We start from the raw sequence: 20,626 nt of genomic DNA, 5'->3' as shown, positions 1-20,626 counted from the left end.
AAAGCCGCCGCCAAGCCGGCAGTCAAAAAAGCGGCAGCAAAACCGGTAGCCAAGAAAGCCGCTCCGGCTAAAAAGGCCGTCGCCGCCAAAAAACCAGCAGCCAAGCCCGTAGCCAAGAAAGCCGCCGCCAAGCCGGCAGTCAAAAAAGCGGTGGCAAAACCGGCAGCCAAGAAAGCCGCTCCGGCTAAAAAGGCCGTCGCTGCCAAAAAACCAGCAGCCAAGCCCGTAGCCAAGAAAGCCGCCGCCAAGCCGGCAGTCAAAAAAGCGGTGGCAAAACCGGCAGCCAAGCCTGTTGCAAAGCCGGTGGCCAAGAAAGCCGCGCCGGCAGCCAAGAAGCCGGTTGCGAAAAAGGTGGTCGCCGCCAAACCCGCGCCGGCTCCGGCACCTGCACCCGCACCGGCGGTACCGGTCATCAAGCCCTTCGGGCTCTAACAGGTCGGGCATTGCCCAATCTGAAACGGGGGCCTGGCCCCCGTTTTTATTAGCGTGGCCGGGGACGCGTTCCCCGTTTCATCTCCCCCGACTGGCTATGGCCGCCTCTGCATGGCGGAAGATCCGGCCTGCACGAAGCGCTTGCCGCAATAGGGCAGGCGCAGGGCCAGCAGCAGGGCAAGCACCCCTCCATAGATCAGCGGCTCGGTCAGGTCTTTTTTCACCAGCCACAGGTAATGGACCACACCCAGCAGGGCAATCAGGTAAATCAAGCGGTGCAGTTGCTGCCAGCGGCGGCCAAGGCGGCGCATCATGGCATGGCTTGAGGTCGCGGCAAGCGGGACAAGCAGAATGAAGGCCGCGAAGCCGACGGTAACGAAGGGGCGTTTGACGATGTCCCTGGCGATAGCCGCCGGGTCGAAGAACTGATCCAGCCAGACATACGCGACGAAATGCAGGCAGGCGTAGAAGAAGGCGAACAGTCCCAGCATGCGCCGGTAGCGGATGAGACCGGCCAGACCGGTCAGCCGCCGCAGCGGGGTGACGGACAGCGTCACCATCAGCCCGGCCAACGCCCAGGTGCCGGTGGAACGGGTAACGAACTCGATCGGGTTCGCCCCCAGGCCGCCGGCAACCCCCAGATACACCAGCCGCGCCAACGGCAACAGGCAAACCAGGAAGACTCCGGCCTTGAGGGTGCGCAAGGCGACGGGCATCAGAAGAATTTTTGCAGGTCCATGCCTCGATACAGTTGGGCAACCTGCGCGCCATAGCCGTTGAACATCAGCGTATCACGCTTGGACAGTTCGCCGATGCGGCGTTCCTTGGCCTGGCTCCAGCGCGGATGGTCGACCTCCGGATTGACGTTGGAATAGAAACCATATTCGCGCGGCGCGGCCGCCATCCAGGTGGTCACCGGCGGCTTTTCGACGAAGCGGATCTTGACGATGGACTTGGCACTCTTGAAGCCGTATTTCCACGGCACCACCAGCCGGATCGGCGCACCGTTCTGATTGGGCAGCACCTCGCCGTAAAGGCCGACCGCCAGGATCGCCAGCGGATGCATCGCTTCATCCAGCCGCAGGCCTTCGAGATAGGGCCAGTTCAGGATGCGCCGGCGCAGGCCCGGCATCTGTTCGGGATCGTTCAACGTCACGAACTCGACATATCTGGCGTTGCCGGTGGGCGCCGCGCGCCGGATCAGTTCATTCAGCGGGAACCCCACCCACGGAATCACCATCGACCAGCCTTCGACGCAGCGCATCCGGTAGACGCGCTCTTCCAGCGGGGCAAGTTTCAGCAAGGCGTCGATGTCGTAGGTTCTGGGATTGGCTACCTCGCCCTCGACCGCCACCGTCCAGGGGCGCGTTTTCAGGCTGCCTGCGTTTTCCGACGGATCGCCTTTGCCGGTGCCGAATTCGTAGAAATTGTTGTAGGTGGTGACATCCTTGTACGGCGTCCTGTCTTCATCGAGGCGGTAGGCGCTGGCGCGCACCCCGGCCAGCTTGGTGCCGGCCTCTGCCACGGGCGAAATTCCCAGGACGGCGCCGGCCGCCAGCGCGCCCACGTCTTGCATGAAACGGCGGCGTTCCCGGTAGATTTCAGGCGGGGTGATTTCGGACGGAGCGATATCGTTCGGGTGGCGTATCAGCATGGTGGAATCCTGTGAAAGAAAGTGGCTCCCTGAGATGCTCAGTGTATGCGCTCATTTCCCCCGGTACACCTGCATGAATTGACCCCCTCAGGCAGTTTTTGTTTCATCGCGGACCTGATAAGGTGCGCACCTGTCGTACGCCTTTGTTCTTCTTGCGGAATCTGCCATGCGCGCCTTGCTCGTCCTGCTGTTCACCCCGTTGCTTGCTTTCGCCCAGGCGGGCGGCCCGCCCTTCATCCCGGTCAACATGATGAAGGTAAGCGCCACCCCGGTATCCAGCACGGTCAACGCAGTGGGCGCGCTGATTGCCGAGGACAGCGTGGTTGTGCGCCCGGAAATCGACGGCCGCATCGACAAGCTGCTGTTCAAGGAAGGCCAGCCGGTGAAGAAAGGCGCGGTGCTGGTGGTGCTCGACTCTGCCGAGCCGCGCGCGCGCCTGGCCGCCGCCCAGGCCGACCTCAAGCTGGCGGAAAGCCGCTACAGGCGCAGCGAGGAACTGGTCGCGCAGAACTTCATCTCCAGACAGGCGCTCGACGAAGCGCGCGCCAACCTCGATATCCTGCGGGCGCGCCTGCGCCAGGAGCAGGTTGCCCTCGACAAGACGGTGATCCGCGCGCCGTTTGCCGCCCTGGCCGGATTGCGCCAGGTCAGCCCCGGTGCCTATGTCAACAAGGGCGACGACATCGTGCGGCTGGATGCGCTCGGCAACCTGAAACTGGAGGTGCCGGTGCCCGAAACCTACCTGCCGCTGGTGCGTATCGGCCTGCCGGTCACCCTGACCATCGACGCCCTGCCCGGCCAGACCTTCAGCGGCAAGGTGCACGCCATCGACCCGGTGGTCGACCCGGTCAGCCGCAACGTGCGGGTGCGGGCGCGCATCGCCAATCCCGCCGGCACGCTCAAGCCCGGCATGTTCGCCCGCGCCACCGCCGATCTGGGCGGCAAGACCAGCGCGATCCTGCTGCCCGAACAGGCGATCGTGCCGCGTCCGGACGGTTCGTACGTTTTCCTGGCGGTCGGCGGCAAGGCAGACCTGCGCAAAGTCACGCTGGGCAAGCGCGAACCGGGGCGGGTCGAAATCGTATCCGGCGTGGCCGCCGGCGACACCGTCATCCTCGACGGCCAGATCAAGCTGCGCCCCGGCGTGCCGGTGGTCACGCTGGAGCAGGCGGCGCAGATGATGAAGAAAATGCAGGCCGGCCAGCCCCGCTGATGCGGGCTGACCGCGCTCAATTCAGGCAAACCGCGAAGACCGATCCATGATCCTCTCCGATATTTCCATCCGCCGCCCGGTGCTCGCCACCGTGATGAGCCTGCTCATCATCCTGGTCGGCCTGATCGCCTTCGACCGCCTGCCGGTGCGCGAATACCCCAATATCGACGCGCCGGTGGTATCGGTGCGCACGGTCTATCCCGGCGCCTCGGCCGAGGTGATGGAGAGCCAGGTCACCAAGACGCTGGAAGATTCGCTGTCGGGCATCGAGGGCATCCGCACCATCAAATCGGTGAGCCGCGAGGAAGTCAGCCAGATCACGGTGGAGTTCATCCAGTCGCGCGACCCCGAAGCCGCCGCCAACGACACCCGCGACCGCGTGGCGCGGGTGCGCGGCCAGCTGCCCAGCGAGACGGAAGACCCGGTGGTAGCCAAGATCGAGGCCGACGCCCAGGCCATCATCTGGCTGGCTTTCTCGAGCGACCGCCAGTCGCCGCTGGAAATCACCGACTATGCCGACCGCGTGGTGGCCGACCAGCTGAAGACCCTGCCCGGCGTCGCCTCGGTCATCATCGGCGGCGAGCGCCGCTATGCCATGCGGATATGGCTCGACCCCGACCGCATGGCGGCGCTGGGGGTGACGGTGCAGGACGTAGAGACCGCGCTGCGCAGCCAGAACACCGAGCTGCCTTCCGGCCGCATCGAAAGCCAGACGCGCGAGTTTTCCGTGCTGGCCGAAACCGACCTGCGCACCCCGGCGCAGTTCGAACAGGTCATCATCCGCGACAGCGGCGGCATCCTGGTGCGGCTGGCCGACGTCGGCCGCGCCGAGGTCGGCGCCGAAGACGAGCGCAACGTCGTGCGCGTCAACGGCCGCGCCGCGGTGGGCCTCGGCATCGTCAAGCAATCGACCGCCAACACGCTGGCAGTCGCGCGCGCGGTGAAGGCCGAACTGCCGCGCCTGCAAGCCGCCCTGCCGGCAGGCATGCAGCTCAAGGTCGGCTTTGACAGCTCGATCTTCATCGAGAAATCGATCGACGCCGTGTACACCACCATGCTCGAAGCCATGGTGCTGGTCGTGGGGGTGATTTTCCTGTTCCTGCGCAACTGGCGCGCCACTCTGATCCCCTTCGTCACCATCCCGGTGTCGCTGGTCGGCGCCTTCATCTTCCTCTACGCCATGGGCTTCACCATCAACGTGCTGACCCTGCTCGGGCTGGTGCTGGCGATCGGCCTGGTGGTGGACGACGCCATCGTCATGCTGGAAAACATCTACCGCCACATCGAGGAAGGCATGCCGCCGTTCGAGGCGGCGGTCAAAGGCGCCAAGGAAATCGGTTTCGCGGTGATGGCGATGACGCTCACGCTGGTCGCGGTGTTCGCGCCGCTGGCGTTTGCCGAGGGCAATACCGGCAAGCTGTTCACCGAATTCGCAATGACGGTGGCGGCGGCGGTGCTGGTGTCCGGCTTCGTCGCGCTGACGCTGACGCCGATGCTGGCGAGCAAGATCCTGCACCATCAAACCAGCCATAACGCCTGGTTCAATTTCGGCGAGCGCGTGCTGAACGGACTGAACAACGCCTACACCCGCGGCCTGACGCGCGTGGTCAAGCATCCGCTGATCGTTGCGCTGGTGTTCGTGCTGGCGGCGGCGGCCGCCTTCGGCCTCCTGAAATCGCTCAAATCCGAACTGGCGCCGACCGAGGACCGCGGCTTCTTCATCGGCTTCATGCTGGCGCCGGAAGGCGCCACCCTGCAATACACCGACCAGTATGCGCGCCAGCTCGAAGGCCTCTACCAGAGCGTGCCCGAAGTGAATACGGCGTTCGTCGTGGTGGCGCCGGGGCTGGAGCGCCCCAACCCGGTCAACAGCGCGTTGTCGTTCGTGACGCTGAAACCGTGGGAGGAACGCAGCCGCAGCCAGCAGGCGATCACCGCAAGCCTCGGCCCGCAGATGTTCATGGGCATGCCGGGTGTGCTCGCCTTCCCGATCAACCCGCCCTCGCTCGGTCAGAGCTTCCGCAATCCGCCGCTGCAGTTCGTGGTGCAGGCGCCGAGCTATGCCGAGCTGGACAAGGCCGTGGAAGCCCTGATGGCCAAGGTGCGCGAATACCCGGGGCTGGTCAACGCCGATACCGACCTCAAGCTCAACAAGCCGCAGCTCAAGGTCGACATCAACCGCGACAAGGCGGCGCAGATGGGGGTCGGCATCGACACCATCGGGCGCACCCTGGAAACCCTGCTCGGCGGGCGCGAAGTCACCCGCTTCAAGCAGGCAGGCGAGCAGTACAACGTGGTGGTGCAGCTCGACCCCGCCGCGCGCGCCACCCCGCAGGACCTGACCGCGCTGTACGTGCGCGGCCAGGGCGGCAGCCTGACGCCGCTGTCCAACCTGGTCGCCGTTTCCGAAACCGTCGCGCCGAAGGAGCTCAACCACTTCGACCGCCAGCGCGCCGCCATCATCTCGGCCAACATCGCGCCCGGCTACACGCTGGGCGAGGCGCTCGCCTTCATGGATCGGGCCGCCAAGGAAACGCTGCCGAAATCCGCGCGCACCGCGCTCGACGGCCAGTCGCGCGAATTCGGCGAATCCGGGCAGACGCTCGCCGTCACCTTCGCGCTGGCGCTGATCGTCATTTACCTGGTGCTGGCGGCGCAGTTCGAAAGCTTCGTTTCGCCCTTCATCATCATGCTCACCGTGCCGCTCGCCGCCACCGGCGCGCTGCTGGCGCTGAAGCTCACCGGCGCCACGCTCAACGTCTACAGCCAGATCGGACTGGTGATGCTGGTCGGCCTGATCACCAAGCACGGCATCCTGATCGTCGAATTCGCGAACCAGCTGCGCGAACGCGGCAAGCCCAGGGTCGAGGCGGTGATCGAGGCCGCCGGGCTGCGTCTGCGGCCGATCCTGATGACCACCTCGGCGATGGTGCTGGGCGCCGTGCCGCTGGCGCTGGCCGCCGGCGCCGGAGCGGAATCGCGCTCGCCCATCGGCTGGGTCATCGTCGGCGGCCTGCTGCTCGGCACCCTGCTGACGCTGTTCGTCATTCCGGTTGCCTACATCCTGCTGACGCGCGATCGCGCAGCCGCCGCCCACGCAATTCCGCCGCTCGCCGCCAGCCCCCGCAAGTGACGAACGTGCCCACCGTGCTGACGAAGCTTCGTCAGCACGGTGGGCACGTCTTTTCATCAGACCGTCAAGCCCGCCTGCTTTAATGCGGTTTTCCGCGCACCCCGCGCCTTACGGGAGACTGGCATGAACCCTGCTCGATTCCTTGAACACGCAACACAAGGAGACCCCGGAATGATCGAACTGGAACCCGGCAACGCGCTGGACATCGCCCTGCAGGAAGACAGCCACGGCCGCGACCGCGTGGTGGTGATGCTCCAGGCACACGGGTGCGAACTCAACCTGACCCCGCATCAGGCGCGGGTGCTGGCGACCGAACTCATCATGGCGGTGAACCGCGCCGAGGTGCGCAGCAACCTCAAGCACAACCCGAACATGGTGCGCGGCGTTCAGCCGGCCGAACAAAAGCGCAGTCTGTTCAGCCAGGCGTTCGCCAAGTAGCTTTCAAGGCCAGCCGGTTTCGACTGGACCTGGGCAGCGGGCAAGCCGCCCGAACTGCCCGATAAGTCGCCTCCGCATTGTCGGGGGCCCGCCATCCGTGATAGGGTGGCATTCAGGCGCGGAGGACTCGTCCTCGCGCCTTTTTATTTCACCACTTCGCAGGAACCAGCATGGCCGTCATCGAACTCACCAAGGACAACTTCGAATCCACCATCCAGAGCAACGACGTTGTCATCGTCGACTTCTGGGCGCCGTGGTGCGGCCCCTGCCGCGGGTTTGCCCCGGTTTTCGAGGCCGCATCCGAAAACCACGCCAACATCGTCTTTGCCAAGGTCAACACCGAGGTCGAGCAGGATCTGGCCGGCTATTTCCAGATCCGCTCCATCCCCACGCTGATGGTGTTCCGCGAACAGGTCATTCTCTTCTCGGAGGCCGGCTCGCTGCCCGCCAGCGCGCTGGATTCGCTGATCGAGCAGGTCATGGGGCTGGACATGGCGCAGGTCCACAAGGACATCGCCGAGCAGCAGGCCCAGCAGGGCCAGGCCTGATCAGCGCCTGCCGGCGCCGGACAACAATTGCCGCAGCAGCGGCAGCGTGATCGGACGGCGCATTTCGAGGCTGAAGCGGTCGAGCGCCTCCAGCACTCGCAGCAGGCTCTGCATGTCGCGCGCAGTATGGTTCAACAGATAGTCCGCCACCTGGGGCTCCAGCCGGAATCCCAGGGTTTCGGCGTGCTGCGCCAGCGCGGCGCGTTTTTCGGCGTCGTCCAGGCCGTGCAACTGGAACACCAGGCCCCAGCCCAGCCGGGTCTGCAATTCCGGCATCACCGGCAGTTCGGCCGGCGCCGCCTTGCCCGCCGCCAGCCATAACCCGCCCGCCTCGCGCACCCGGTTGAAGGCGGCAAAGCCGGCGCGCTGCTGCGCGGCATCCCACGCGTCGACCCGGTCCGCGACCACCGCCTGCGCGGCGTTGAACCCGGTGACATCCACGTCCAGGCCGCGCGCCCGACAGGCATGCGCCCAAGCCGCCAGCAAATAGCTCTTGCCGCTGCCCGGCGCGCCCCATACATACACCATGCGCTCGGCCGCGCTGCCGTCGAGCATGGCCTGCAGCTGCGCCATCAGTTCGACGTTGCGCCCCGCCACGAAGCGGGCGAGTTCGGGCCGGGCAGGGGGACGGATGTCGAGAAGCAACTGTTGCATAGGGGCGCAAGGATAAGCCAAAAGCCCCCGCAACGCGCCAGAAAAACCCGGGCGCCGCCATGTGAAAACGTCCGCCACGCAGCGCTATACTTGAAAACCTTGCCTATCCGAACCTCGAGTCGTCCCGATGAGCCTTGCCTTTCCCGTTCCGCTCAAACCCGTGATCCAGCCGCCGCCCATGGTGGAGGAAATACTCACCCCCGCTGAACGCGAGGCGCTCAAGGCACGCATCAAAACGCTGATGAAACAGCAGGATGCGGTGCTGGTGGCGCATTACTACACCTCGGCCGACCTGCAGGACCTGGCCGAGGAAACCGGCGGCTGCGTGTCGGATTCGCTGGAGATGGCGCGCTTTGGCCATGCCCACCCGGCGCAGACGCTGATCGTCGCCGGGGTCAAGTTCATGGGCGAGACCGCCAAGATCCTGAATCCGGAAAAGCGCGTCATCATGCCCGACCTCCAAGCCGACTGCTCGCTCGACCTGGCCTGCCCGGCGGACGAATTCGCCGCCTTTTGCGACGCCCACCCGGACCGCTTGTCTGTCGTCTACGCCAACACCAGCGCCGCAGTGAAGGCGCGCGCCGACTGGGTCGTCACGTCCGGCATCGCCGCCAAGATCGTCAAGTACCTGCATCAGCAGGGCCACAAGCTCTTGTGGGCGCCGGACCGCCACCTGGGCGAATACGTGCGGCGTATCAGCGGCGCCGACATGCTGCTGTGGCAGGGCTCCTGCGTGGTGCACGAGGCGTTCAAGGCCGAGGCGCTCGCGAAGCTGCGCGCCGGGCACCCCGACGCGGCGGTGCTGGTGCACCCGGAATCGCCCGAGTCCGTGATCGCGCTGGCCGACGTGGTCGGTTCGACCACCCAGTTGATCGAGGCGGTGCGCACCCTGCCCAACCCGGAATTCATCGTCGCCACCGACAACGGCATCTTCCACAAGATGCGTGCGGCCGCCCCCGGCAAGCTGCTGCTGGAAGCGCCGACCGCGGGCGAAGGCGCCACCTGCACCTCGTGCGCGCACTGTCCGTGGATGGCGATGAACGGCCTGAGAAAGCTTGCCGCCGTGCTGGAGTCCCCCGCGGGAGACGCGAACGGCGGCAACGAAATCCACATCGAGGAAAGCATTCGCGCCAAGGCCGCCGTGTCGATCCAGCGCATGCTGGATTTTGCGGCGGCCGAAAAGGCCGGAAAAATTCAACTGGGCGACTGAGCCGCTCCCCTCCGGCCATGGCCAGAACCGGCCCGCTCGCCCGGCACGCATTCGGCAGCCATTCAAACAGGCCGCCGCGCCAGCTGGCGGTCGTGCAGGCGCGACAGCAGGGCTTGTGCGGCGAGCGCGCCCAGCAGGGCCATGAACATGTCCCACTGCGTGTCCCACACGTCGCCCTGGGTGGCGAGAAAGGCGTCCGCCTCCCCGCCCACCGCCAGGGCCACGCCCCATTCGACGAATTCGTAGCTGGCGCTGACCGCCAGCGCCACGCACGTCACCAGAAAGAACAGCCAGCCGCCGGGCCGCAAGGGGGTGGCGCGCAGCAGGATTTCGCGGGTGAGCATGGACGGGATGAAGCCCTGCGCCAGATGTCCCAGCCGGTCGTAATGGTTGCGCGACAGATCCAGCGCGTCCTGCAGCCAGAGTCCCAGCGGCACCCGGGAATAGGTATACGTGCCGCCCAGCATCAGGATCAGGCCATGGACAAACAACAGCCGGTAGAGCAGCGGCGTCAGCGGAAAACGCCGCCGCGTTGCGATCAATAGCGGCAGGCCCAGCATCACCGGCAGGGTTTCCAGGAACCAGGTCGGGCGGTCGAACGGGGCCATCCCCGACGCGGCGAGCGCCAGCACGGTCAACCCCGCCAGCACGGGATTTTCGTAGCGCATGGTGCCGTTCATTTTCATGCGATGCATCCTTCCTGCCGCTCCAGTTGGGTAAAAAGTGGCCGACGGCGGCGCGGCGACCCCGTTCTCGGATACGCGACGGCAAGCGCTGCCGACATCCCTGCAATATCCCGTAAAATACAGCTTTTGCAGCACCGTCACGCCATGACTTCCCGCCTCCGCGAAATCCCCTACAACTACACCTCGTTTTCCGACCGCGAAATCGTCATCCGCCTGCTCGGCGCCGCTGCGTGGGACGTGCTCAACACGCTGCGCGGCGAACGCAAGACCGGACGCTCGGCGCGCATGCTGTTCGAGGTGCTGGGCGACATCTGGGTGGTGCGGCGCAACCCTTACCTGGAAGACGACCTGCTCGACAACCCGAAGCGGCGGCAGATGCTGGTCGACGCGCTGCGGCATCGCCTGCACGAGATCGAAGTACGGCGCCAGGGCAACGAACTGGTCGGCCAGCTTCTGGCCGCGGCCGGGCATGCGGTGCGCGAATTCGAGGCCTGGTTTGCCGACACCGCCAGCCTGCGGGCGCGCATCCTGCGCCGCCTGGCGGGCGTCACCCGCAAGGACAACATCGCGTTCGACGGCCTGGCGCGCGTCTCGCATGTCACCGACGCCACCGACTGGCGGGTGGAATATCCATTCGTGGTGCTGACCCCGGACACCGAAGCCGAGATGGCCGCGCTGGTGGCGGGGCTGATCGAGCTGGGGCTGACCATCATTCCGCGCGGCGGCGGCACCGGCTACACCGGCGGCGCCATCCCGCTCACCGAACAGGCCGCCGTCATCAACACCGAGAAGCTCGAAGCGATGAGCGTGGTGGAAATGTGCGCGCTGCCCGGGGTCGAATTCGAGGTGCCGACGATCCACTGCGGCGCCGGCGTGGTGACCAAGCGGGTGATGGAAGCGGCCGATGCCGCCGGCCTGGTATTCGCGGTCGACCCGACCTCGGCGGACGCCTCGACCATCGGCGGCAACGTGTCGATGAACGCGGGCGGCAAGAAGGCCGTGCTGTGGGGCACCGCGCTCGACAACCTGGTGTCGTGGCGCATGGTCACGCCGGATGCCGACTGGCTCGAGGTCAGCCGGCTCAACCACAACCTCGGCAAGATCCACGACGCGCCTTCGGCCACCTTCGAAATCCGTCGTTTCGCCGCCGACGGCAGGACGCCGAAAGGCTCGCCGGAGATCCTCACCATCCCCGGCGGCCGCTTCCGCAAGACCGGCCTCGGCAAGGACGTCACCGACAAGTTCCTCGCCGGCCTGCCGGGCATCCAGAAGGAAGGCTGCGACGGCCTGATCACCTCGGCGCGCTTCATCCTGCACCGGCTGCCGGCGCACACCCGCACCGTGTGCCTGGAATTCTTCGGCAATGCCGCCGAGGCCACCCCGGCAATCGTCGAGGTGAAGGAGTATTGCGACGCGCATCCCGCCATCCTGCTCGCCGGCCTCGAGCACCTCGACGCGCGCTACGTCAAGGCGGTCGGCTACGCCACCAAGGCGCCGCGGGCCGCGCGGCCGAACATGGTGCTGCTGATCGACGTCGTCTCGGACGACGAAGTCGCGGCCGGCGAAGCCGCCTCGCACATCGTGCGCATCGCCAACGCGCGCGGCGGCGAAGGTTTCATCGCGGTAGCGCCCGAAACCCGCAAGATCTTCTGGCTCGATCGCGCCCGCACCGCGGCGATCGCGGCGCACACCAACGCGTTCAAGATCAATGAGGACGTGGTGATTCCGCTGCCGCGGCTGGGCGATTACACCGATGGCATCGAGCGCATCAACATCGAACTGTCGATCGCCAACAAGCTCAAGCTGCTCGACGCGCTGGCCGAGTTCTTCGCCGCGCCGCTGCCGCTGCTGGAAGACGACGATACCGTCGCCGATCCCGTGCAGGTGGAAGAAAAGCGCCAGCGCGCGCTGGCCCTCATCGAAACCGTGAAAGTCCGCTGGCGGGACTATGCCAGCGACCTCGATGCGCCGCACCAGCACGGAACGGTCTTCGCCGCGCTGCGCGACAAGCACATCCGCGTGTCGTGGAAGCGCGAGGTAAGGCGCGAACTGCACCAGCTGTTCATCGGCCGCGAATACATCCGCCTGCTCGAGGCCTGCGACCGCATCCACAAAGAGGTGCTGAAAAGCCGCGTGTTCGTGGCGCTGCACATGCACGCCGGCGACGGCAACGTGCACACCAACATCCCGGTCAACTCCGACGACTACGCCATGCTGCAGGCCGCCAACGCAGCGGTGGCCCGCATCATGGCGCTGGCCACCGACCTTGGCGGGGTGATTTCGGGCGAGCACGGCATCGGCCTGACCAAGTTGGAATTCCTCGACGACGCGACGATCGCGACCTTTGCCGACTACAAGAACAAGGTCGATCCGGCGCACCGCTTCAACAAGGGCAAGCTGCTGCCGGGTGCCGATCTGCGCAACGCCTACACGCCGTCGTTCGGCCTGCTGGAGGCCGAATCGATCATCCTCGAAGCCTCGGAAACCGGCGCCATCGCCGATTCGATCAAGGACTGCCTGCGCTGCGGCAAGTGCAAGCCGGTGTGCAACACCCACATCCCGCGCGCCAACCTGCTGTACTCGCCGCGCAACAAGATCCTCGCCACCTCGCTGCTGATCGAGGCCTTCCTGTACGAGGAGCAGACCCGGCGTGGCGTGTCGCTGAAGCACTTCGACGAGTTCGGCGACGTCGCCGACCACTGCACCATCTGCCACAAGTGCAAGAATCCCTGCCCGGTCGACATCGACTTCGGCGACGTCTCGGTCGCCATGCGCAACCTGCTGAGGAAGCAGGGCAAGAAGAAATTCAATCCCGGCACCTGGGCGTCGATGGCATTCCTCAACGCGACCGACCCCGCCACCATCAAGGCGCTGAGGAAACCGCTGATCGAATGGGGCTACGCCAGCCAGCGGCTGGGGCACCAGCTGTTCAAGCGCATGGGGCTGATCCAGGCGCAGACGAAAAACCCGCCCGCCACGCTGGGCCGGCCGAAGCCGGTCGCGCAGGTCATCCATCTGGTCAACAAGCCGATGCCCGGCGGACTGCCGAAGAAAACCTCGCGCGCGCTGCTGGGACTGGAAGACCCCTCGATCGTGCCGATCCTGCGCAACCCGGCCAAGCTCAACGAAGACAGCGACGCGGTGTTCTATTTCCCCGGCTGCGGCTCCGAGCGCCTCTTTTCCCAGGTCGGGCTGGCCACCCAGGCGATGCTGTTCGAGCTCGGCGCGCAGACCGTGCTGCCGCCCGGCTACCTCTGTTGCGGCTACCCGCAAACCGCGAGCGGCCAGGCCGACAAGGGCGAAGCGATCACCGCGGCCAACCGCGTGCTGTTCCACCGCGTCGCCAACACGCTCAACTACCTCGACATCAAGACCGTGATCGTGTCGTGCGGCACCTGCATGGACCAGCTGCTGAAATACGAATTCGAGAAGATCTTCCCCGGCTGCCGCCTGCTCGACATCCACGAGTACCTGATGGAGAAGGGCGTGAAACTGGACAATGTCGGCGGCGAGAAATACCTCTTCCACGACCCCTGCCACACGCCGATGAAAACCCACGCGCCGATGAAGGTGGCCAACGCGCTGCTCGGCGGCGGGGTCGCCTTGTCCGACCGCTGCTGCGGCGAATCCGGCACGCTCGCCGTCAGCCGGCCGGACATTTCCACCCAGATCCGCTTCCGCAAGGAAGAGGAGATTCGCGCCAGCGTCGCCGCGCTCGGCGCGGGCAAGCAGCCGGTCAAGCTCCTCACCAGCTGCCCGTCGTGCCTGCAGGGGCTGGCGCGCTACAGCGACGACACCGGCACCGAGCCCGACTACATCGTGATCGAACTGGCGAAGCAGCTGCTCGGCGAGAACTGGATGGCGAGCTACCTCGCGCGCGTGGGCAACGGCGGAATCGAGCGCGTGCTGCTGTAAACCTTGTAGCTCGATCCGATCTACTGGCGAAACCCGGGGCGTCGTTGCTCCGGGAGAATGGCCATGCTAGCCTGCAGACTTGCGGAGACCTAATAACAAGTATTTCAAATCAACTACTTGGTCTCTTGGAGGGGAAAATAATGAACGCACGCTTGGCGGCACTCGCTGCCACAATGCTCGCCTGTTCCGCGTCTGCCTGGGCTGCTACGCTCAATGTCGATGTGTATGGAAACATATCGATAGGCTTGCCTACCCACGATGTGTTTTCGCAAGCCGGTGCAGTGGATTTAGATACACCACTGGCATCGACCATCGTGGAATATCAGGAAACCTTCGTATCCGGGAATACCGCCGCAATCAGCAACAGTGGGTACAACGCATCCGCCAGCACCACATTGAGCAGTAATCATGCCTATGCCAGCTACAACGGCTCAGTACCCAGAGATTTCGTTACTGGAGGTTCCAACTGGTTCGACCAGGTCACTATTACCGGCGGAACGGGCGCAGGAACGGCAACCGTCACTGCCCAAGTCAATGGAACTGCAACAGTGGGAGCCGCTGGCGGGTACTTCAGCTATCAACTGGGTACGCGAACAACGCACCCTTACACAATCGACAGTTCGATAACAGGTGCAGTATTTCTCTTGCCATCCCCCTACCAGGATCCATTCAGCATTTCCCCGGTGACAGAGCACAGCATCGAGTTTTTGCCATTCTCAAACCCCATCCCAACCAGCCTAGCGTGTGGCGACATTTCTTCAGCCAACCCTGGCGATTTGTGCTCGGGTGCCCCGTTGTATGACCAAACATTGGGGACTGGAATCCATGACATCAGCCTAGCGTTGACCGGTACGATTAACTTCACCTACGGCGAAGCGTTTTATTTGGTTGGTTCAATGGGTGCGGCGACCGGTGAGGGCTTTGCCTCATTCACCGCATTCGGTGCTCCCGTCCCTGAACCTGACGGCACCGGCGCCACCACCCTCGACTTCCTCGACAGCGCGCTGATGACGGAGATTGTCCTACCCGAAGGCGCGGCCTTCGCCTCCGCCTCGGGTACGGCTTACCGCGTTACAGTCGTGCCCGAACCGAGCGAGTGGGCGATGCTGCTGGCCGGGCTGGGACTCGTCGGCTGGCGCACGCGCCGCAGAGGGGTGTGAAGCTTGTCAGACTTGTTTACGCCCCGCAAGATGCGGGGCGTTTTGTTTGGGGAGCCGAAAATGACTGTTTGTCCGATATGCGATGCATCGGGGGGCGTGGTGCTGTGGCAGGACGATTTCTGCCGCGTCATCCTTGCCGACGAACCGGACCATCCGGGCTTCCTGCGGGTGATCCTGAAGGCCCACGTCAAGGAGATGACGGACCTGCCGCCCGGCGACCAGCAGCGATTGATGCAGGTGGTGCTGGCCGCCGAATCCGCTTTGCGCGAGGTGATGGCGCCCGACAAGGTCAACCTCGCCTCGCTCGGCAACGTGGTGCCGCATCTGCACTGGCACGTGATTCCGCGCTTTGCCGGCGATCCGCATTTCCCCAACGCGGTGTGGGGCGAGCGAAAACGCCAGGCGCCGCATCCGGCGCCGGCCGACCTCGATGCGCGGCTCGCCGCCTCCCTCAGCCGGCGGCTTGCTCGGGCAACGGCATGAGCCTGCCGCTTTCCTGCGCGGGGGGCGGCTGGACGCGCTGGGCGGGGAAGACGGCCGAGAAGGTGCTGCCTTTGCCCGGGGTGGACTGGATGTCCAGCCGTGCGCCATGGCGGGTGAGGACATGCTTGACGATGGCAAGGCCGAGCCCGGTGCCGCCGGTTTCGCGCGAACGGCTGCGATCCACCCGGTAGAAGCGTTCGGTCAGGCGCGGAATATGCTCGGCGGCGATGCCTTCGCCGGTATCGGTCACGGAAAACGTCCCCTCGCCGTCGCACTCGCGCCAGGCCAGCGTGATTGCGCCGCCCTCGGGGGTGTAGCGCACCGCGTTCGACACCAGGTTGCCGAGCGCGCTGCGGATTTCCTGCAGGTTGCCCGCCAGCCAGGCCGCGCTGTCGATTTCCAGTCTGACCGAGTGCCGTCCGCGGCTGAGCGATTCCGCCTCGGCCTTCAGCGCCTGCGCCATTTCGGGCACGTTGACGGGCTCGTCATACAGCAAGTGGTCGGCGCTCTCCAGGCGCGACAGCGTCAGAAGATCATCCAGCAGGTGCTGCATGCGCCGGGTGTGATCGAGCATCAGGTCGAAATAATGGCGGCTGTCGGTAGCCGGCAAGTCGGGGGCGTCGGCGAGCGTTTCGACGAAGCCGCCGACCACCGTCAACGGCGTGCGCAGTTCATGCGAAACGTTGGCGATGAAGTCGCGCCGCATCTCGTCGACGCGCTCAAGGTCGGTGATGTCGCGCGCGACCAGCAGTTTCTTGCTTTCGTCGAATGGCACCAGTTGTAGCGACAGGGTGATCTCGCGATTGACCGGCGATTTGCACACCAGACGCCGCGAGTAATCCGCCGCATCGAGAAACTCCAGAAAATGCGCCTGCCGCAGCAGGTAACGCACAAACTGGCCACGGTCGCGCTCGCAATCCAGCCCCAGGTATCTGCGCGAGGCCGGATTGCACCAGTCGATCTGTTCGCTGCCGTTGAGAATGACCATGCCGTCGGGCACCGCCATCGCGGCATGTTCGAACTGTTCAAGCGCGGAGGTGAGCCGGCCGCGGCTGGCCTTTTGGCGGCGTTGCAGTTTCTGCAGCCGGTAGAAGATGTCGCCCCAGGTGCCGGTGGCGTCGGGGGGCTCCACTTCGTCGGGGTTTTCCAGCCAGCGCGCCAGGCGGAATTCCTGCCACAGGCGGCGCAGCATCACGAAAGCCTGGATGCCGGCAAGAAACCCCAGCGCAGCGATCCAGCCGGAAGCGGCCCACAGAATCAGCGCCACCAACAACACGCTGGCCAGCACGCTGAGCGGACGCCACCAGAAACCCATGTTCAACCTTCCCCAAAACCCGGTAGGCGGATTATCCCACTTCGGCCGAAAAGCGATAACCTGAGCCGCGTACGGTCTGGATCAGTTCGGCATGGCCGGACGGTTCCAGCGCCAGGCGCAGGCGGCGGATGTGGACGTCGACCGTGCGCTCCTCCACGAACACGTCGTCGCCCCACACCTGATCGAGCAGTTGGGTGCGCGAATAGACGCGCTCGGGATGGGTCATGAAGAAATGCAGCAGGCGGAATTCGGTCGGCCCCAGTTCCAGCGGCTGGCCCCTGCCGGACACCCGATGACTGGAGGGGTTGAGCTTGAGGCCGTCGATCTCGACCGGCTCGTCGGTCATCTGCGGCGCGCGGCGGCGCAGCACGGCCTTGATGCGCGACACCAGCTCGCGCGGCGAGAACGGCTTGGTGATGTAGTCGTCGGCGCCGGTATCCAGCCCCAGCACCTTGTCGCGCTCCTCGCCGCGCGCGGTCAGCATGATGATGGGGATCGGCTGGTAGCGCTCGTCGCTGCGCAAGCGCTTGCACAGGTCGATGCCCGACATGCCGGGCAGCATCCAGTCGAGCAGGATGACGTCGGGCAGGGTGTTTTTGAGGAATTTCAGCGCATGCTCGGCGTCGCCGGCGGCGGTGACCTGATGGCCCGCCTGCGCCAGGTTGAATTTGAGCAGTTCCTGAATCCCTGGTTCGTCTTCGACCAGCAGAATATTGGCAGCCATGGGGTCTCCGGCCTTGTTGCAATGTTGGCCATGCTATGACGGCAGTATGACCGATTTATGACATCCGGCGTCCCCGCAAGCTCCTGCCAACCCATGCGCTGGTAGAATTCCAGGCTTATTTGTTCGCCCCGTCAGCCATGGATAAAACCACCCATTTCGGCTACCAGCAGGTCGCCGAATCCGAAAAAGCCGCCAAGGTGGCCGAGGTCTTCCATTCCGTCGCCGCGCAGTACGACCTCATGAACGACCTCATGTCGGCCGGCCTGCACCGCTTGTGGAAACGGTTTGCCGTAGCGCAGGCGGGATTGCGGCCCGGAATGCGCGTGCTCGATGTGGCGGGCGGCACCGCCGATCTCACCCGGCTGTTCCTGAAGGAAGTCGGCGAGAGCGGCTCCGTGCTGCTCACCGACATCAACTTCTCGATGCTGCGCGAAGGCCGCGACCGCATGCTGAACGAGGGCAGGACCCCGCCCGCCATTCAATGCGACGGCGAACGGCTGCCGTTCCCGGACGATCATTTCGATTGCGTGTCGGTGGCCTTCGGCCTGCGCAACATGACGCACAAGGATCAGGCGCTGGCCGAGATGCACCGCGTGCTGAAACCCGGCGGCCGCCTGCTGGTGCTGGAGTTCTCCAAGGTGTGGAAACCGCTGGCGCCGGCCTACGACCTGTATTCCTTCAAGCTGCTGCCGCTGATGGGCAAGCTCGTCGCCAACGACGCGGACAGCTACCAGTACCTCGCCGAGTCGATCCGCATGCACCCGGGCCAGGAAGAACTCAAGGCCATGATGGAAACTGCAGGCTTCGCCAAGGTGAGCTACCACAACCTGACGGCCGGCGTGGTGGCGCTGCACAAGGGCTTCAAGGTTTGATCGCTGAAGCCCTCATCGAGCGCAGCCTCAATCACCTGCTGCGGCAGTCGCCCGGTGCGACCGAGGCCTTGCGCCGCCACGCCGGGTGCAGCGTGCGCTTCGACCTGGCGCTGGCACAATACGACTTCCGCATTGCCGACGACGGCTGTTTTTCCGAAGCCGTCGTCGACGCCCCCGATGCCGTCATCCGCCCCACCGCCGCGCTGGCCGCCCGCCTGCCGTTCTTTGGCCGCGACGCGCTGCGCCATGCCGAATACAGCGGCGACCCCGCGCTTCTCGCCACGCTCGATCGCGTATTCGGGCAATTGTCCTGGGATGTCGAAGCCGACCTCGCGCCGATCGTCGGCGACATCGCCGCGCATCGGCTGAATGCAGGCGGACGCGGCGCCCTCGCCGGTATCGCCCGCGCATTCTCCGCGCTCGGCCACAACGCCGGCGAATACGCGGTCGAAGAAGCCGGACTGATGGCGCGCGCGGTCGATGTCGCACGCTTCAACCGCGCCGTCGACACGCTGGCCGACGCCACCGCACGGCTGGACGCCCGCCTGCGCCTGCTGGAAACGCCTTCGCACTCACCGGAGGCGCGGCCGCGCAACGCATGAAGCTGCTGCGTCTCGTCCGCATCCTCGCCATCGGCTTGCGTTTCGGGCTGGAGGAGTTCTTCCTCGGCCACGAGCGGGTGCGTCCGCTGCGCTGGCTGGTGCGCGCCACCCTGTTCTGGCGCCCGCTCGCGGAACCGCGCGGGGTGCGCCTGCGCCGTGCGCTGGAAGCGCTGGGGCCGATCTTCGTCAAGTTCGGCCAGATGCTCTCGACCCGGCGCGACCTGGTGCCGCTCGACATTGCCGACGAACTCGCCCTGCTGCAGGACCGGGTGCCGCCCTTCCCGTCCGCCGAGGCCATCGCCACGCTGGAAGCGGCGTACAAAAAACCCCTGGCCGAGGTGTTCGCGGAATTCGACGCCACCCCGGTCGCCTCCGCCTCGGTGGCGCAGGTGCATTTCGCCCGCCTGCATGCGTCTGCCGCGGGGGGCGACGGCGCCGCGGTTGCCGTCAAGGTGCTGCGCCCCGGCATCGCGCCGGTCATCGCGCACGACGTGTCGCTGCTGTACGCCGCCGCCGGGCTGGTGGAGAAACTGTTCGCCGACGGCAAGCGGCTGCGTCCGCGCGAGGTGGTGGCGGAATTCGAGAAGCACCTGGAAGACGAACTGGATCTGATGCGCGAGGCCGCCAACTGCTCGCAGCTCAGGCGCAATTTCAAGGATTCGCCGCTGCTGCTGGTGCCCGAAGTCTACTGGGACTACTGCGGCCGCGACGTCATGGTGATGGACCGCATGGACGGCATCCCGGTGAGCCGCATCGAGCGCCTGCGCGAATCCGGTGTGAATCTCCCCAGGCTCGCCGCCGCCGGGGTCGAAATCTTCTTCACCCAGGTGTTCCGCGACGGTTTCTTCCACGCCGACATGCATCCCGGCAACATCCTGGTGCGCCCCGGCTCCGAGCAGTACATCGCGCTCGACTTCGGCATCATGGGCACGCTCACCGAGGTCGACAAGCAGTACCTCGCGCGCAACTTCCTCGCCTTCTTCCGCCGCGACTACAAGGGGGTGGCGCTGGCGCACCTGGAATCCGGCTGGGTGCCGCCGGACACCCGCATCGACGAGCTCGAAGCCGCGGTGCGCGCAGTGTGCGAACCGGTGTTTGACCGCCCGCTGAAGGAGATTTCCTTCGGCCGCGTGCTGCTGCAGCTGTTCCAGGCCTCGCGCCGCTTCAACGTGGAAATCCAGCCGCAGCTGGTGCTGCTGCAGAAGACCCTGCTCAATATCGAAGGCCTCGGCCGCCAGCTCGACCCCGAGCTGGATTTATGGCAAACCGCCAAGCCCTTCCTCGAACGCTGGATGAACGAGCAGATCGGCTGGCGCGCGCTGGTGAGGAATCTGCAGACCGAAGCGCCCAGATGGGCAGCCCTGCTGCCGCAGCTGCCGCGCCTGGCGCACCAGGCATTGAACGAGAACCGGCTGACCCAACTGGAAGCCGGACTCGCCCTGATGCTGCGCCAGCAGCATGCCCGCAACCGCTGGCTGGGCGTCATCGCCGGCCTGCTCGCCGCGCTGTCGGCCGTCATTCTCTATACCGTCCTGCACTAAGCGTCCCGCCATGTTGATTGGTTTTGTCGCCCTCTACCTGAACTTC

18 protein-coding genes are annotated in these 20,626 nt (G+C 65.5%); 12 read left to right on the top strand and 6 right to left on the bottom strand.

Features of this window, described 5'->3' with window-relative positions:
* Positions 1–432 (top strand): hypothetical protein (locus BGO62_RS15245; RefSeq protein ID WP_296644067.1); only part of this gene is annotated, 432 nt, incomplete at its 5' end.
* Between the two features lie 95 nt (positions 433–527).
* Here BGO62_RS15245 and BGO62_RS15240 read toward each other — a convergent pair.
* Both BGO62_RS15240 and msrP read right to left on the bottom strand, forming a co-directional pair.
* On the bottom strand, positions 528–1,148 hold the full coding sequence (locus tag BGO62_RS15240; protein ID WP_296644064.1) for a protein-methionine-sulfoxide reductase heme-binding subunit MsrQ: 621 nt from the start codon (positions 1,146–1,148) through the stop codon (positions 528–530).
* Positions 1,148–2,086 carry a protein-methionine-sulfoxide reductase catalytic subunit MsrP gene (gene msrP, locus BGO62_RS15235; protein ID WP_296644061.1) on the bottom strand — a complete coding sequence of 313 codons (939 nt, stop codon included), beginning with the start codon at positions 2,084–2,086 and terminating at the stop codon, positions 1,148–1,150. Before msrP ends, BGO62_RS15240 begins: the two co-directional genes overlap by 1 nt.
* Before the next feature lie 166 nt (positions 2,087–2,252).
* On the opposite strand from msrP, the gene BGO62_RS15230 reads away from it, so the two are divergent.
* The 4 genes from BGO62_RS15230 to trxA all read left to right on the top strand — a co-directional run bounded on the left by BGO62_RS15230 (position 2,253) and on the right by trxA (position 7,418).
* A complete protein-coding gene (locus BGO62_RS15230) occupies positions 2,253–3,299 on the top strand; it encodes an efflux RND transporter periplasmic adaptor subunit (RefSeq protein WP_296644059.1) in 1,047 nt (348 codons plus the stop codon).
* A gap of 46 nt (positions 3,300–3,345) precedes the next feature.
* Positions 3,346–6,432 (top strand): efflux RND transporter permease subunit, encoded by a 3,087-nt coding sequence (locus BGO62_RS15225; protein WP_296644056.1) that lies wholly within the window; start codon positions 3,346–3,348, stop codon positions 6,430–6,432.
* Between the two features lie 171 nt (positions 6,433–6,603).
* Complete coding sequence (locus BGO62_RS15220) at positions 6,604–6,870, top strand: hypothetical protein (protein ID WP_296644053.1); 267 nt, start codon at positions 6,604–6,606, stop codon at positions 6,868–6,870.
* A 170-nt stretch (positions 6,871–7,040) separates the two neighbouring features.
* On the top strand, positions 7,041–7,418 hold the full coding sequence (trxA, locus tag BGO62_RS15215; protein WP_296644051.1) for a thioredoxin: 378 nt from the start codon (positions 7,041–7,043) through the stop codon (positions 7,416–7,418).
* On the opposite strand, the gene hda is transcribed toward trxA, so the two are convergent.
* Positions 7,419–8,072 carry a DnaA regulatory inactivator Hda gene (hda, locus tag BGO62_RS15210; RefSeq protein ID WP_296644048.1) on the bottom strand — a complete coding sequence of 218 codons (654 nt, stop codon included), beginning with the start codon at positions 8,070–8,072 and terminating at the stop codon, positions 7,419–7,421.
* A gap of 178 nt (positions 8,073–8,250) precedes the next feature.
* Here hda and nadA point away from each other — a divergent pair, with 178 nt between their 5' ends.
* Positions 8,251–9,282, top strand: coding sequence for a quinolinate synthase NadA (gene nadA / locus BGO62_RS15205; protein WP_363924481.1), 1,032 nt, complete (start codon positions 8,251–8,253; stop codon positions 9,280–9,282).
* A gap of 62 nt (positions 9,283–9,344) precedes the next feature.
* Here the strand turns inward: nadA and BGO62_RS15200 are convergent, their stop codons facing one another.
* The gene (locus BGO62_RS15200) at positions 9,345–9,968 is read right to left on the bottom strand and encodes a DUF2238 domain-containing protein (RefSeq protein WP_296644043.1); all 624 of its coding nucleotides are present in this window, start codon (positions 9,966–9,968) and stop codon (positions 9,345–9,347) included.
* Positions 9,969–10,112: 144 nt separating this feature from the next.
* Between BGO62_RS15200 and BGO62_RS15195 the strand changes: the two genes are divergently transcribed.
* The 3 genes from BGO62_RS15195 (at position 10,113) to BGO62_RS15185 (ending at position 15,526) form a co-directional block, all read left to right on the top strand.
* Positions 10,113–13,883 carry an FAD/FMN-binding oxidoreductase gene (locus BGO62_RS15195; RefSeq protein WP_296644038.1) on the top strand — a complete coding sequence of 1,257 codons (3,771 nt, stop codon included), beginning with the start codon at positions 10,113–10,115 and terminating at the stop codon, positions 13,881–13,883.
* A 140-nt stretch (positions 13,884–14,023) separates the two neighbouring features.
* Complete coding sequence (locus BGO62_RS15190) at positions 14,024–15,043, top strand: PEP-CTERM sorting domain-containing protein (RefSeq protein ID WP_296644035.1); 1,020 nt, start codon at positions 14,024–14,026, stop codon at positions 15,041–15,043.
* A 60-nt stretch (positions 15,044–15,103) separates the two neighbouring features.
* On the top strand, positions 15,104–15,526 hold the full coding sequence (locus BGO62_RS15185; RefSeq protein WP_296644033.1) for an HIT family protein: 423 nt from the start codon (positions 15,104–15,106) through the stop codon (positions 15,524–15,526).
* Here the strand turns inward: BGO62_RS15185 and phoR are convergent.
* Positions 15,495–16,841 carry a phosphate regulon sensor histidine kinase PhoR gene (phoR, locus tag BGO62_RS15180; protein ID WP_296644030.1) on the bottom strand — a complete coding sequence of 449 codons (1,347 nt, stop codon included), beginning with the start codon at positions 16,839–16,841 and terminating at the stop codon, positions 15,495–15,497. The genes BGO62_RS15185 and phoR overlap by 32 nt on opposite strands.
* Positions 16,842–16,872: 31 nt before the next feature.
* The gene (gene phoB / locus BGO62_RS15175) at positions 16,873–17,565 is read right to left on the bottom strand and encodes a phosphate regulon transcriptional regulator PhoB (protein WP_296644028.1); all 693 of its coding nucleotides are present in this window, start codon (positions 17,563–17,565) and stop codon (positions 16,873–16,875) included.
* 137 nt (positions 17,566–17,702) lie between these two features.
* On the opposite strand from phoB, the gene ubiE reads away from it, so the two are divergent.
* From ubiE to ubiB, 3 genes are read left to right on the top strand one after another with little or no spacing between them, the layout of a single operon-like run.
* Positions 17,703–18,437, top strand: a complete 735-nt coding sequence (gene ubiE, locus BGO62_RS15170; RefSeq protein WP_296644026.1) for a bifunctional demethylmenaquinone methyltransferase/2-methoxy-6-polyprenyl-1,4-benzoquinol methylase UbiE — start codon at positions 17,703–17,705, stop codon at positions 18,435–18,437.
* Entirely contained in the window at positions 18,434–19,039 is a 606-nt protein-coding gene (locus BGO62_RS15165) for a hypothetical protein (RefSeq protein WP_296644024.1), read from the top strand. The genes ubiE and BGO62_RS15165 overlap by 4 nt, the downstream gene beginning before the upstream one ends.
* The gene (gene ubiB, locus BGO62_RS15160) at positions 19,036–20,580 is read left to right on the top strand and encodes a ubiquinone biosynthesis regulatory protein kinase UbiB (protein ID WP_296644022.1); all 1,545 of its coding nucleotides are present in this window, start codon (positions 19,036–19,038) and stop codon (positions 20,578–20,580) included. Before BGO62_RS15165 ends, ubiB begins: the two co-directional genes overlap by 4 nt.
* The last annotated feature ends 46 nt before the right edge of the window (positions 20,581–20,626 follow it).

Origin of the sequence: Thiobacillus sp. 65-1402 (assembly GCF_001897685.1) — a bacterium.
GTDB lineage: Bacteria > Pseudomonadota > Gammaproteobacteria > Burkholderiales > Thiobacillaceae > Thiobacillus.
Note: the sequence above shows the minus strand (reverse complement) of the source record. Positions and strands in the feature narration are given on the sequence as shown.